General features: G+C 42.9%; 14 protein-coding genes. 1 reads left to right on the forward strand and 13 read right to left on the reverse strand.

Features of this window, described 5'->3' with window-relative positions; translation table 11 throughout:
- Positions 1 to 4 precede the first annotated feature (4 nt).
- From D8792_RS07210 to D8792_RS07255, 10 genes are all read right to left on the reverse strand, one after another.
- On the reverse strand, positions 5 to 637 hold the full coding sequence (locus tag D8792_RS07210) for a hypothetical protein (protein WP_125373494.1): 633 nt from the start codon (positions 635 to 637) through the stop codon (positions 5 to 7).
- 51 nt (positions 638 to 688) lie between these two features.
- The gene (locus D8792_RS07215) at positions 689 to 1,441 is read right to left on the reverse strand and encodes a DUF4336 domain-containing protein (RefSeq protein WP_125373495.1); all 753 of its coding nucleotides are present in this window, start codon (positions 1,439 to 1,441) and stop codon (positions 689 to 691) included.
- Between the two features lies 1 nt (position 1,442).
- The gene (locus D8792_RS07220; RefSeq protein ID WP_125373496.1) at positions 1,443 to 2,975 is read right to left on the reverse strand and encodes a glycosyltransferase-like membrane protein; all 1,533 of its coding nucleotides are present in this window, start codon (positions 2,973 to 2,975) and stop codon (positions 1,443 to 1,445) included.
- 112 nt (positions 2,976 to 3,087) lie between these two features.
- Positions 3,088 to 3,717 (reverse strand): orotate phosphoribosyltransferase, encoded by a 630-nt coding sequence (gene pyrE, locus D8792_RS07225; RefSeq protein WP_125373497.1) that lies wholly within the window; start codon positions 3,715 to 3,717, stop codon positions 3,088 to 3,090.
- 47 nt (positions 3,718 to 3,764) lie between these two features.
- Positions 3,765 to 4,457 (reverse strand): orotidine-5'-phosphate decarboxylase, encoded by a 693-nt coding sequence (pyrF, locus tag D8792_RS07230; RefSeq protein ID WP_015604612.1) that lies wholly within the window; start codon positions 4,455 to 4,457, stop codon positions 3,765 to 3,767.
- A 203-nt stretch (positions 4,458 to 4,660) separates the two neighbouring features.
- A complete protein-coding gene (locus tag D8792_RS07235; protein ID WP_125373498.1) occupies positions 4,661 to 5,599 on the reverse strand; it encodes a dihydroorotate dehydrogenase in 939 nt (312 codons plus the stop codon).
- A 12-nt stretch (positions 5,600 to 5,611) separates the two neighbouring features.
- Positions 5,612 to 6,418, reverse strand: a complete 807-nt coding sequence (locus tag D8792_RS07240; protein WP_125373499.1) for a dihydroorotate dehydrogenase electron transfer subunit — start codon at positions 6,416 to 6,418, stop codon at positions 5,612 to 5,614.
- Between the two features lie 212 nt (positions 6,419 to 6,630).
- Positions 6,631 to 7,599, reverse strand: coding sequence for a hypothetical protein (locus tag D8792_RS07245; RefSeq protein WP_125373500.1), 969 nt, complete (start codon positions 7,597 to 7,599; stop codon positions 6,631 to 6,633).
- Between the two features lie 27 nt (positions 7,600 to 7,626).
- The gene (locus D8792_RS07250) at positions 7,627 to 8,472 is read right to left on the reverse strand and encodes a hypothetical protein (RefSeq protein ID WP_125373501.1); all 846 of its coding nucleotides are present in this window, start codon (positions 8,470 to 8,472) and stop codon (positions 7,627 to 7,629) included.
- Positions 8,473 to 8,634: 162 nt separating this feature from the next.
- The gene (locus D8792_RS07255; RefSeq protein ID WP_125373502.1) at positions 8,635 to 9,450 is read right to left on the reverse strand and encodes a hypothetical protein; all 816 of its coding nucleotides are present in this window, start codon (positions 9,448 to 9,450) and stop codon (positions 8,635 to 8,637) included.
- A 110-nt stretch (positions 9,451 to 9,560) separates the two neighbouring features.
- Between D8792_RS07255 and D8792_RS07260 the strand changes: the two genes are divergently transcribed.
- A complete protein-coding gene (locus D8792_RS07260) occupies positions 9,561 to 10,469 on the forward strand; it encodes a LysR family transcriptional regulator (protein WP_125373503.1) in 909 nt (302 codons plus the stop codon).
- A gap of 47 nt (positions 10,470 to 10,516) precedes the next feature.
- On the opposite strand, the gene D8792_RS07265 is transcribed toward D8792_RS07260, so the two are convergent.
- The 3 genes from D8792_RS07265 to deoD are packed head-to-tail and all read right to left on the reverse strand — an operon-like array spanning position 10,517 to position 12,727.
- Positions 10,517 to 11,248 carry an NAD-dependent protein deacylase gene (locus tag D8792_RS07265; protein ID WP_125373504.1) on the reverse strand — a complete coding sequence of 244 codons (732 nt, stop codon included), beginning with the start codon at positions 11,246 to 11,248 and terminating at the stop codon, positions 10,517 to 10,519.
- Complete coding sequence (locus tag D8792_RS07270; RefSeq protein WP_125373505.1) at positions 11,241 to 12,017, reverse strand: Gbs1250 family HEPN protein; 777 nt, start codon at positions 12,015 to 12,017, stop codon at positions 11,241 to 11,243. Before D8792_RS07270 ends, D8792_RS07265 begins: the two co-directional genes overlap by 8 nt.
- 2 nt (positions 12,018 to 12,019) lie before the next feature.
- Complete coding sequence (gene deoD, locus D8792_RS07275; RefSeq protein ID WP_125373506.1) at positions 12,020 to 12,727, reverse strand: purine-nucleoside phosphorylase; 708 nt, start codon at positions 12,725 to 12,727, stop codon at positions 12,020 to 12,022.
- Positions 12,728 to 12,733: the final 6 nt, after the last annotated feature.

A 12,733-nucleotide genomic window follows, 5' to 3' on the forward strand; every position in this document is an offset into this window, starting at 1 on the left:
CTCCTTATGTCTCAATTTCACGAACTTGTTCATCTAGCTCTATGGCCGGATAATGGTCAGCTAGATAAGATCTAAAGCGACTCCAATTTTTCTCTTTGTACTTAAGAGGCATAAACTGTTCCCTATAATCTTGATTTCTGACAATAAGGAAGAACTTCGGGGGCAAAAGAGACTTGGATTTCTTGCCCTTGTATCGACTATATTTCTGATATTTATTCAAGAAAATTTGCCAAATTTGAGAATCCATCTTTCTAAAACAGAAATAGTTATGATAAGTAATGAGGCAATTCTTATAAATCAAAAGCTTTAATTCTTTATCATGAAAGTCAGCCTCTTCTTCTATTGTTTCAAAATCAGGAGCTGGAGATAATTCCTCCGTCATTGTTTTAAGATATTTTCTATGCCTGCTGATATGCTCAGTTAATTCAAGAAATCGAACAAAAGCGTAACCAGAAATAATAATTCCACAAACAACCTCTACAAAAGCACTTTTTCTCTCGCTCTTACTTGCTTCTTCCCATACAAATCCACTTCCTATATAATTCAAATAGGAAAAAGCAAAAACAGTCAGCAAGATCAGAAGCAGAAGAAAGACAGTTTTATATATAAAATTTAAAAATAAACTTCTCTTTATCATAATATTTTAGAGATAACCTCCTTGGAACAAAGCAATAAGCATTTTCTTTTTTTACCTAATCCACCTAAGTGCTCTTCTTAGTTCTGCTCTGCCATTTTCCAGAAAACAAGAACCGTGAGCTAGGATGATTTTCACCGGTTGCCAAGCTAGCATCTGCTCTATACATTCCTTGGCTTCTTTTTGATGACCGATAAAGGTCATACGGTAGTCAATAGGTGTCTGGCCGTCCGGAGCTGCAACACGAACCAATGTATAAACCTTGCTACGAAGCGAACTCGGAAAACGCTCTGTTTCAAAATTCTCAATCAAATCTGTCAAGATCAAGGTTTGACTGTCTTTATGAAAAAAGACAACTTCCTCAATATAAGTACTTCCCTTGAAAACCAACTGTTCTACCTGACCTGCCCAAGCTTCAGGAGCCTCATTCATCAGCTTTTCATCAAAAGAGACTGGGATTTTCTGCTTGGCCGCTCTCCCCTCAACTCCTGGACTAGACCAAGCAATTGCCTTAGGATAATGCTTCTTCCAGTCAGCTATATAGGCATAGTGAATCTTATTTGGAGAAACAAGATGCGAAACTGGTCCCAAGGCGTCCAACTGGTCAAACAAGGCTTGATTTGGCTGGATTGGTGAATGACACCAGAGATGACCATTTGCTAACTTGATGACAGTCATGCGGGTAGAAAAGGGCAACTTTGTCACCACTGCATCCATCTCAATCAAATCACCGTCGACAATCCAGATATTCTCAGCAATAGGTTTCAAGCTATAAAGCGGTTCGTAGATAGGTACAGGTTTTTTCATCTTAACGACTCTTCTTTCTACTCCAAAAGCGAATGTTGTCTAAACCTTGAGGATACTGAGTCAAACCCACAGCTGACAGAATCAAAATCTGTGGCAAAAACTGAATCAGATAACGGGTCTTTCCTCCTTCGAAAATCTGCAGAAAGAGGAGGCCACCGAAAACTGCCAAGATCAAGAAATTCAAGGAATCGTTTGGTCGATATTTCCAAAGAGCAAAGACCAGCCCCAAAGCCATGACAATCCAAACTGCCTGCTTGATCAGCGAATAAAATCGAAAACTGTCCTTATCAGAATTGAGGAAGAAATCACGGATAAACTGGGCGAATGCATTGTCTTTTGTGAACTCATAAAGCGGTGAAATATAAGGTGTTTTTTCATTTTCAACACTGCGATAGAGCCAACCCAAGTTTCCTTCAGCAACTGTCAAAGAGTGTTTATAATACAGGTGCTGTAGAAAGGTCAGAGGAGTGTATTCTTTCAAGCGGCGTTTGATTTCTTTGATGACATTTTCCTTGGCAAACATGCCGTTATTGTAGTCAGCTCGCTTGTCAGGTTCAACGTATTGCAACAGCCCTTCCTTCATGTCCTCCTGNTCGTGACCGATATTGGTTAGCCCCAGATTGATGAAAAGCAGTGGCCCTTTGGCCAGTCCTTGGCCTTGGATAATCGTCACTTCTGTCTGGTGGGCTAGGCCATAATGAAGCGGAAGATAGCCTGCTGAAAAGCTTAGAGCAAAGACCGCCGCAGTCAAGAAAAATTTTTTCCAGTTTTGTCTCAAAAACAAAACTCCAAAAACAGCAATCAGCAGAATCATCACTGTCGGACGAATCAAAAAAGCAAGACTGGTCAGAATCCCTAATAAAAGGCTTCTAGAAATGATTTGGCGACTATTCCCCTTATTTTCCAGCAAGCTCAATGCTAGAAAAATCTGTAGACTAATCAAAGGCAAAGGAGGAATGTCCGTGTACATGGACATGTAGTAAGGCGAAAATCCGACCAAGGCCACATAAAGGCTAAAAACTGCATCTGCTGTAGCCTGCGAAAAGTATCGCTGACAGCCTTTGTAGAGGATCCAAGTCGCAATATTGACGTAAAAAAGATTGAGTCCCTGCATAATCCAGAGAGCTGCTTCACCAAAAAGGTTAAAGAAAAAACGCTCATAGAGAAAGAGGGGCAGATTATTGGGATTGCGCGTCAGGTAGCTGGAAATAGAGGACTCCTTCAGGTACTTAAAAGCCCCTGTGAAAACCACCGCTGCATCCCGTCGAATCAAAAGCTCAGCCGATAGGAGCATGATGAGCTGAAAAAGGAGAGCTGCTAAAGCAATGGCAAGCTTGTGCCTCATCAAAAAATGATAAAACTTTTTAAGCTGAAACCGATAGCGATTCGCTAGGATCGCCAAGACTCCAAACAAAATCAGAGCCAAGCTACTTAACTGTGACACATGAAAAATAGCTGTAAACAGCCAATGAAGACTCAATACCAGCATGATTTTTTGCAGAATCAAAAAAGTGATATGATAAATCTTAGACATGGCTTTATTATAACAAAATCAAGCACTTTTTGCTATTTTAAAAAGTGAGCAAAGTCCACGTAAATCCTAAAAAGGAGACAGGAACATCCTTGTCCCGCCTCCTCATACCTTCTTAATTTTGCCAGTTTTCTTGATCGTCTTTGAACTTCTTCAGCAAAGCCAATCCTTCTGCATTGATGTAGCCTTCTTGCTCAGCCAAGTGGATAAGCTCTGTGTAGTTAGACAAGGTCACCAATTTCACACCTGCATCCGCAAAGTTCTTATCCGCCTTGGGCAATTCGTAGGTGAAAATGGCTGCAGCACCAATCACATCTGCTCCTTCACGCTTGGCTGCCGCAATAGCATCCAAAACAGAGCCGCCAGTGGAAATCAAATCTTCAATCACAACCATCTTTTGACCAGGAGCCACTCGACCTTCAATCTGATTGCCCGCTCCGTGATCTTTTGGTTTGCTGCGGATATAAGCAAAAGGCAGATTCATCTTGTCAGCAATGATAGCACCGTGAGGAATACCCGCCGTTGCCGTTCCCGCAATCACTTCCACATCCGGAAATTCCGCGCGAATTTTTTCTACAAAGCCATTTTCAATCAAGGTCCGAGTCTCTGGATAGGCCAAAGTTACTCGGTTATCTGTATAAATCGGTGATTTAATCCCAGAAGCCCAAGTAAAAGGCTCCTCTGGTTTCAAGTAAACCGCTTTGATTTTCAACAAGTCGCGTGCAATATCGTTGGCTAAAGTCATTTTTCACTCCTTATAAATCTGTTATTCGTTTCATTTAAAATTCTTACTTAGCTATTCCACTGTTTCTTAATTTCGTGATAAGCATCCCAAGGATTTTCAGCCTGAATAATCGGACGACCAACCACAATATAATTACTGCCAATCTGGTGGGCTTCCTGTGGTGTCATGACCCGCTTTTGGTCACCGATTTCAGCACCTGCCGGTCGGATACCCGGCGTCACGCAAAGAAAATCGTCCGCCGTAGCTTCCTTGATCAGCTCAACTTCCAAGGCTGAACAAACAACCCCATCCAGCCCAGCTTCCTTGGCCTTGCGGGCATAATTGACAACGGATTCTTGCACGGTTGTTTGGATATTTTGGCAGTCGCGCATGTCTTCTTCGCTAGTCGAAGTCAACTGGGTCACCGCTACTAGCTTAGCATTGTCGCCTAGAACTTTCTTGGCCTCTCGCATCATCTCAACACCACCAGCTGCATGAACTGTCACCATATCAATGCCAAATGTTCCCAATACAGACATAGCTGAACGCACGGTATTAGGGATGTCGTGCAATTTTAAATCAAGGAAAATACTATGTCCCAAGCCTTTCAGATAATGCACAATTTCTGGACCGATGGCATAAAAGAATTCCATGCCGATTTTGACGTACAGCTTTTCATCTTCAGGGAAATGCTCCAGAAAGTTTTTGACATCATCAAAAGATGGAAAGTCTAGGGCGATAATAGGACGTTCTTCACGCATGCAGTTCTTCTCCTTGCTTTTTACTTACTATAAAGATGATTACAATCATAGAAAAAACCTTGCCCGAGAGCAAGGTTACACGAAAATGTGGCAGAATCTGCCATTTTAAACGTATGCGCCTTAGAGCCTCTCTGGACTTCTTTAAAGGTTTTATCTTAAACATTCTATAATTTACTGGGAAGTTTGTCAAGAGAAAATCGAGCTTAAAGCAAATTTTCTCTGATTTCTTTTCTCAAGCTTTCTAAGCTTTCAATGCCATATTTATCCATAACTTGCGGAAGCTTTTCTATAATGTTGGGACAGGCATAGGGATCGGTAAAATTCGCCGTTCCGACGCCGATAGCTGACGCACCGGCGATAAACATCTCCAGCGCCGCCTCTGCTGAGTCAACTCCACCCATGCCAATGATTGGCAGTTTGGTGAACTGAGCAACCTGACGAATCAGCTTGAGGGCCACAGGAAAGACAGCTGGACCAGACATGCCTCCCGTTCCATTGGCAATAATTGGCCGCTTCGTTTTCAGATCGAAACGCATTCCCACCAAGGTATTGATCATGGTTAGTCCACTTGCGCCAGCATCTTCTGACGCCTTGGCCACTTGGGTAATATCTGCTACGCTGGGGGTTAATTTAACGTAGACTGGGACTTGAGATGCAGCAACTGCTGCTTTTACCGCTTCATAGGCGAGCTCAGGGACTTGCCCGATTAAAAGCCCTGCATTGCCATGATCCACATTGGGGCAGGAAATATTGAGCTCAATGGCCTTGACATTGGGAGATTGGGAGATTTTTCCAGATACATAAGCATATTCTTCATTGGAAAAACCAGCCACATTGGCAATAATTGGCAAATCTGGATAGTGCTGAGCCAGCCAAGGAAGTTTTTCAGCCAAAACGGCATCGACACCTGGGTTTTGGAGGCCGATAGCATTGAGCATGCCAGCTGGCGTCTCAGCCACACGGGGCGTTGGATTGCCAAAGCGGGGATGTTGCGTCGTCGCCTTGATCATGATTGAGCCCAGTATATCCAAGTCATAATATTTGGCATACTCCTGACCAAAACCAAAACAACCTGAAGCTGGAATGATTGGATTTTTCAGCTCTAAACCTGGCAGAGAAATTTTCAAACGATTTTCAATCATTTCCTTATCCTCCTAAAGCACGATGCTTCCAGTCTCAAAAACTGGTCCGTCTTCGCAGACCCGCTTATTAACCGCTTCATCCTGACCTGCTACATGAACGACGCAGGCATAGCAGGCGCCCATGCCACAAGCCATCCGAGACTCCATTGATAGATAGGCATGGGGATGATCTTGAAATTTCCGATCCACATACTGGAGCATACCGGGCGCTCCACAAGAATATACCGCAGCAAACTCATCTGTCAACTCGTCGACAATGGTTGATACATAACCCTTTTGACCATAAGTTCCATCATCTGTAGTGATAAACAACTGACTGCACTCACGAAATTCTTCTTCCAAAATAACCGCAGATTGATTGGCAAAGCCTAACACCGCTGTAACCTGGGCACCCTTAGCATGCAGTTCTTTGGCCGTTTGCAAGAGAGGAGGCACACCGATACCACCTCCGATAATCAAGACCTTGTCGCTCTTTTCTACCGGAGACAAATCAAAGCCATTGCCCTGAGGACCCATGACATCGAGGTAACTACCAACAGGAAGCTGAGAGAAGATTGCTGTCCCGCCACCTTCGACCCGATAGATAATCCGGCAGATTTGCTGCTCTCGATCAATCTCCGATATGGAAATCGGCCGCCGCAGCAGCTTGCTATCATCTGGCACTCGGATATGCAGGAATTGCCCGACCTGCATCTGGCTCACCATCTGGCCTTTCAGGCGCATTGAAAAAATCTGAGGCGCAATTTCTACTTGCTCCAGCAGCTCCATCTGCTCCAGCATAATCTTGCCAAATCTCTTTTTACAACTGTCACTAACCATGACAACCTCACTTTCTACAAGAAAAAACCTCGCCGCAGCAAGGTTTCGCAAAAAACAAGGCAGTCAAATTGCCCTTATACCGTTTTTCCTACCTTGCAGCCTCACTGGACTTGATTAAAGGTTAAATTGTAAACATTATATCGTTAGCAATAAGGATTGTCAAGACAGAAAAAACATTAGAACTTTCAAATGTTCTCTCAGGAATTACAGTCTTACCAGCTCTTATCAAATTCACTATTTGCATTTGCCAGATAAAAACGGCCATCTTCCTGCCTCTTGAAAGTCAAGGTTACTGAATCATATTTTCGTTCTATATTTCGAAAGTTTCTATAATTGGCCTGTAGTGATAAGGGGCTATTGCTCATGCCACTTCCATAAATATTAAGTTCTGAAGGAAGTCCAAAACGCTCAACAACCTCTTGGTAAGTCATCCCGCCTTTGCCATGCTGGCTATCACCTATTTTTAATGTATCCATATCTTCTGGCTTCCACTTAAAGACAAATTCGTCTTTCGTCGCTGAAGGATAGCTACTGTCATCTAAATATACTGCACTTTTACTTATCAAATAATAGTTCTTCCCATTCGAATCAGGGTCATAAAAAACCAAACTGATTTCCTGAGGATGTCCCGATGAGCCATATCTCGGAACATCTATAATTCTTGTCTTATAAGTTAGTGTCAATCCTTTTGTACCAAAACTCACATCTGAAGCCTTACCGTATTTCGCAATGACTTCTTCTAAAGTTGGATGATTGCCCCATCCTCCCTTAACTCGCTTTAGCTCTACAAAATTGTCTAACGTCCAATTAAAAGCAAACTTCTCTTCATCTTCCTCAACAATTTTCTTTTTCAGTTCCTTTTGTTCTTGGGTCAATTTTGATTCATCATCATTTTGCTGACTAGCCGAGCTGTCTCCACTAACTGACGAGGATTTATCGTCATATTTGTACTTCAGTTCGGCTTTATTAGGAACCTGTTGCGATAAGTAATAGAAGCCAAAGAACAAAGCAAAAGAGATTGCCAAACAAAGAAGGGTAAAAGCCAAGCTAATTCTTTTTTTCTCCTCCTTCATCGTCATCATTCTGAGCTCTTCTCGTTTTAGCTTTTGTTGACGATAAAGGTCTCTTTTGATCTCTCTAAACGAATGAAGATCACGTTTTTTCTTGCTACTTCTCCTCATTTTCCTCCTCTTTCTTATCGATTTAGTTTACTCACTTTCTTTAGACACCAAACGCCATCTACCATCTCCTTGCTTGTAGAATTCTAAATGAACTCTTTTCAATTGTTCTGGATTTTGCCAAGAATGTGGATTAACATAATCAACCCGCATCTTCAGTTGATTGTCGTCTCCAGAAATCGTCTGATGTAGAGGTAAGCCGACTTTTAAAACAATCTCATCATATGGTGTACCTTTAGCTGTTCCTTCTCTAGCACCAATAACAAGACTATCGATGTATGCCTGCGTCCATAAAAAGGATCTTTTAGGATTGTTATCCACCTGAATTTTATCACTTGAAAGGCTAAAATGGTATTTTGAAATGAGCTTATAGACACCATCAAATTCAGCAAAGGTTAAAGATACATAGCCCATACTACCATTTTTCGATTCCCAGATAAGGCGAATATGTTTTTGAACTTCGTGATTTGGCAAAAAATCAATCCAAGCCCCACCTTGAACTGGTTTTCCAAATTCCTTTAAAACATCTTCCAAGACGGCTCCGCCCGTGTATTTGTTCATGGGAAGTGCGACTGCCTTTTCAACTGTCCAAAGAAAGGGACCGCTTTTTTCTGGCGAAACAATAAGACTTTTAGCGAATTGTTCTGCTTCAGCTTTCTCATCTTCCAAACTATTTGATGATGAACTAAGCTGGCTAGACGAAATTGGCGCCTGCTTAGTTTTGCTTTTTTCTGACAGAGAAAGTGTCAAAAAAACTGTTCCAATGATAGAAAATACAACAATAGCCACTACCATGAATGGTAAAAACTTGGACTTATAGGTTTGCTTTTCTAACTCAAAAGCAATATCTTCAAACGAATCTTCTTGTCTCTTCATAACGACTCCTTATCAGTCTAAAAATTCATCATATCACGAATAGATTGAAATTGCAAAATATGCTTGAGCCTGTTTGTATATACTTGAGAAAGTGCCAGACTCTCTGCCATCCACAATATCCTGTCTGCTTGCTTTGGATGCCTAAGGAGAACATCAATCTCCCTATCTTTCTCTTCTATCGATATGACTAGTAACTGTCGTCAACCGAAAGACGCCATCTTCTTGACGGTGTAAGATTAAATGAACCCATTCGTTATCATATCTTTCATCTGATGTTAAGTATTGGAGGTCCAAGCCAATATGCTGACTATCTGCCGCGTCCAAGTGAGAAATAAAAACTGCTGATCCTCTAGGTAGGCCAAATATTTGGATGATTTCTTCGTAGGACATACCAGGATTGCCTGTGCTCTCGTCACCAACTTGTAAACCTGCAATTTCATCCTTTGTCCAGAGATGGGGACTATCTCCCTGAGCCAAACTTGGATAAGCCTCATCGAGAATGTTCGCTCTCTTCCCAATGAGATGATAGCCTGCTCCATCTTTTTCAAATGTCAACCTTAAACTACTATGATGGCCTTGAGTAATCTCACTTGTATAGTTTAATTCAATATTCCCATTACTCTCAGTATAAAAAAAGCTTGAAGCCTTGCCATGCTTTTCAAGGACTTGGTCCAGAGAAGCTCCGTTTTGACCAGTAGCGGTATCCTTTATATGCAGATTGATGATTTCCTCAGTTGTCCATGTAAAACGATGGTTTCCCCTCTCTAAAACTTTCTCTTCTAGCTCAAGCTCCTCTGATGACTTTTTATAAACAGAAGAGGACGTACTCTTTCGCTCCAAATCCTTATAAACAGCGTGAGCTCCCCACATAATCATTCGTTTCTCAAGTGCAAGCATGATACAAACTGTCATAAATACTATAAAAATAGTAATGGGTAGTCCTACCGAACGACTTTTATAGTCATCATTTTTGGCCATATTGCCCTCCTTATTTCCTTCATTTTAGCATAGGAAACTTTAGCAAGCAAACATTTTCTAAACTTCTGATTTATCAGGAAAAAATCCCCAGTTTGTGATAAAATAGACCTATGAGAATTCAACAATTACACTACATTATCAAAATCGTCGAAACAGGTAGCATGAACGAAGCTGCCAAGCAACTTTTTATCACCCAGCCTAGCTTGTCCAACGCTGTGCGGGATTTGGAAAATGAAATGGGCATCGATATTTTCATTCGTAATCCCAAAGGAATAACCTTGACCAAGGACGGCATGGAGTTCCTTTCCTATGCCCGCCAAGTGGTGGAGCAGACTCAGCTTCTAGAAGAGCGATACAAAAATCCTGTCGCTCACCGCGAGCTTTTCAGCGTCTCTGCCCAGCACTATGCCTTTGTAGTCAATGCCTTTGTCTCCCTTCTTAAAAAAAGCGACATGGAAAAATACGAGCTCTTCCTGCGAGAGACTCGGACTTGGGAAATCATCGACGATGTGAAAAACTTCCGTAGCGAGATCGGTGTCCTCTTCCTCAATAGCTATAATCGTGATGTCCTCTCCAAAATGCTGGACGACAGCCATCTAATAGCGACTCGCCTATTCATCGCACAGCCCCATATCTTTGTCAGCAAGTCCAACCCCCTGGCCAAGAAAAAGCTGGTGCAACTGTCGGACCTGGAGGATTTCCCTTATCTCAGCTATGACCAAGGTACGCATAACTCCTTTTACTTTTCTGAGGAAATTCTCTCTCAGGAGTACCATAAAAAGTCTATAGTGGTCAGCGACCGCGCAACCCTCTTTAACCTCTTGATTGGTCTGGATGGCTACACCATCGCCACCGGTATTCTCAACAGCAACCTCAACGGTGACAATATCGTCTCTATCCCACTAGACATCGATGATCCGATCGAGCTGGTCTATATCCAGCACGAAAAAGCCAGCCTGTCCAAGATGGGCGAACGCTTTATCGAGTATCTGATTGAGGAAGTACAGTTTGATAAGTAAAGCAAAACACCTGAAACAAGCATCCAATGCTCACATCAGGTGTTCTTTTATTGTCGTAATTTGCCCAAAACTTCCCCAATCTTGCCCTCGATGATGAGGTCAGCTTGCTTGTCCTGTGGAATGCTGGTCTTGTTGATGACGACCAGATACTTGCCAGCAAAGTACTGGATGAGACTGGCTGCGGGATAGACTACCAAGGAGGTTCCCCCGATGATCAACAGGTCGGCTTGATGAATGGCCTGGGCAGCTTGCTGGAAAGTCTCCATATCCAAGGACTCTTCATAGAGGGTCACATCGGGCTTGATCATGCCGCCGCAGTCAGGGCAGTAAGGCACCGTCCCAGGCAGAGCAAGAAAAGCCTCCAAATCGTAAAATCGCTGACAGTCTAGACAGAAATTCCTATCCGCACTGCCGTGCAATTTTAGGACATTTTTTGAGCCAGCCATTTCGTGCAGACTATCAATATTTTGCGTCACTACAGCCTTGAGCTTGCCGGTCTTCTCCAGATGAGCCAGATAGGCATGAGCCGCATTGGGCTTGGCATCTGGATAGAGAAGGTATTTCTTGTAAAAGTCGAAAAACTCCTGTGGATAGCGCTCAAACATGGTATGCGAAACCAGCTGCTCTGCTGTAAAATGCCGACCCAACTTGACACTGTAAATCCCATCCGAACTACGAAAGTCAGGGATATTAGACTCGGTCGAGACACCCGCCCCACCGAAAAAAACGATATGCTGACTTTGGTCAATCATGTCTTGTAATTGCTGTATTTTATCCATCTTCCTCTCCTGTCAATAAAGCTCTAACCAAGCGATTTGCCTGATCAAAATAAAAATGTTCCCGATCGTAGACAATCCCTGTAAAGCGCGCCAAATCCACCAAAATATCCATAAAATGTTGGGATGAAAAGCCCGTTGTCCGATACAATTCCGCCTCATCAAAAGGCTTAATCAAATGAGCCAGCGGATTTCGGACTGACTTTTCCAACTCGCGCAGCTGTCTGACCTCTTCTTTGACAGACTCTGGCAGATCTAAGCACAGAATCAGCTCTGTCAGACTGGATGAGTTGACCGTGCTTTCTGCATGAAAATCCTGCAAGACAGCATATTCTGACTCTCGCATCCGTTCAAACTTCCAGCGGTCATAGCTGGCTTCACGAGAATTATGGATAAAGTGCTCAATATCAGGAATTTCCAACTTAATCAAGCGCATGAAAATCCGATAAATCGCTGGGCTGACCGCTCGAACAAAGTCAATAATCTGCTCATTGCGCAATTTGGCTTCCAAATCATAGAGATAGTTGGCCAACTGCTCGTCAGCCAAATCGGTATGACAAAAAAGCTGAAAGCCGCTTTGCGTCTGCAAGGCAGTCTTCAACTCTTCATCCATGGCTGGCAGAATATTGAGCTCTCTTCGCTCTGCCAGAATAGCCAATAGGCTGGTTACAATTGAGGAACTTTGCATCAACTTTTGCGCCAGTTTATAGGCATAAGCATAGTCATAACGGGAAATCGCAAAGAGAATTTCCTCTTTTAAATCTAGATTCATGCTTAATCAATCAGGGTTTCCAAACCAACCTTCATCATATCGGTGAAGGTATTTTGGCGCTCCTCTGCTGTCGTATCTTCGTCAGGATTGACCAAACTATCAGAAATGGTCATGATAGCTAGGGCATCTACTTGGTGCTGGGCAGCCAGATAGTAAAGGGCTGCTGCTTCCATTTCAACAGCTTTGACGCCCCATTTGCCTAGCTCGATATTTTTCTCAAAATAGTTCGAATAGAAAACATCTGACGACAAAACATTTCCGACATGGGTCGTCATGCCCAGATCTTTAGAGATATGATATGCCTTGTCCAGCAGGTCAAAGCTGGCAATCTGCGGAAAATCATACTGAGGCCAGTCATTGCGGATAATGTTTGAGTTAGTCGCAGCCGCTTGAGCCAAAACCAATTCTCGAACGTGAACATCTGCATTGAGGGAACCAGCCGTTCCCACACGAATCAGCTTTTTCACACCGTAGTCCACGATCAGCTCACGCGCATAGATAGAGATTGACGGCATTCCCATGCCCGTTCCCATGACAGAAACCCGCTGACCCTTGTAAGTACCAGTGTAGCCAAACATGTTCCGCACTTCGTTAAAGCAAACGGCATCTTCTAGAAAATTCTCCGCAATAAACTTGGCACGAAGCGGATCACCCGGCAAGAGAATTTTATCAGCAATCTCACCTTGTTTAGCAGCAATATGGATAGACATAATATA

This window comes from Streptococcus cristatus, assembly GCF_003943505.1.
Classification (GTDB): Bacteria; Bacillota; Bacilli; order Lactobacillales; family Streptococcaceae; genus Streptococcus; species Streptococcus cristatus_E.

What these genes read in the sequence shown, in the direction of transcription:
- pyrE (WP_125373497.1), bottom strand. Translation starts at nt 3,717, where the DNA reads ATGACTTTAGCCAACGATATTGCACGCGACTTGTTGAAAATCAAAGCG.
- D8792_RS07265 (WP_125373504.1), bottom strand. Translation starts at nt 11,248, where the DNA reads ATGGATAAAATACAGCAATTACAAGACATGATTGACCAAAGTCAGCAT.
- deoD (WP_125373506.1), bottom strand. Translation starts at nt 12,727, where the DNA reads ATGTCTATCCATATTGCTGCTAAACAAGGTGAGATTGCTGATAAAATT.
- D8792_RS07245 (WP_125373500.1), bottom strand. Translation starts at nt 7,599, where the DNA reads ATGAGGAGAAGTAGCAAGAAAAAACGTGATCTTCATTCGTTTAGAGAG.
- D8792_RS07255 (WP_125373502.1), bottom strand. Translation starts at nt 9,450, where the DNA reads ATGGCCAAAAATGATGACTATAAAAGTCGTTCGGTAGGACTACCCATT.
- D8792_RS07215 (WP_125373495.1), bottom strand. Translation starts at nt 1,441, where the DNA reads ATGAAAAAACCTGTACCTATCTACGAACCGCTTTATAGCTTGAAACCT.
- D8792_RS07210 (WP_125373494.1), bottom strand. Translation starts at nt 637, where the DNA reads ATGATAAAGAGAAGTTTATTTTTAAATTTTATATATAAAACTGTCTTT.
- D8792_RS07235 (WP_125373498.1), bottom strand. Translation starts at nt 5,599, where the DNA reads ATGATTGAAAATCGTTTGAAAATTTCTCTGCCAGGTTTAGAGCTGAAA.
- D8792_RS07240 (WP_125373499.1), bottom strand. Translation starts at nt 6,418, where the DNA reads ATGGTTAGTGACAGTTGTAAAAAGAGATTTGGCAAGATTATGCTGGAG.
- D8792_RS07270 (WP_125373505.1), bottom strand. Translation starts at nt 12,017, where the DNA reads ATGAATCTAGATTTAAAAGAGGAAATTCTCTTTGCGATTTCCCGTTAT.
- D8792_RS07260 (WP_125373503.1), top strand. Translation starts at nt 9,561, where the DNA reads ATGAGAATTCAACAATTACACTACATTATCAAAATCGTCGAAACAGGT.
- pyrF (WP_015604612.1), bottom strand. Translation starts at nt 4,457, where the DNA reads ATGCGTGAAGAACGTCCTATTATCGCCCTAGACTTTCCATCTTTTGAT.
- D8792_RS07250 (WP_125373501.1), bottom strand. Translation starts at nt 8,472, where the DNA reads ATGAAGAGACAAGAAGATTCGTTTGAAGATATTGCTTTTGAGTTAGAA.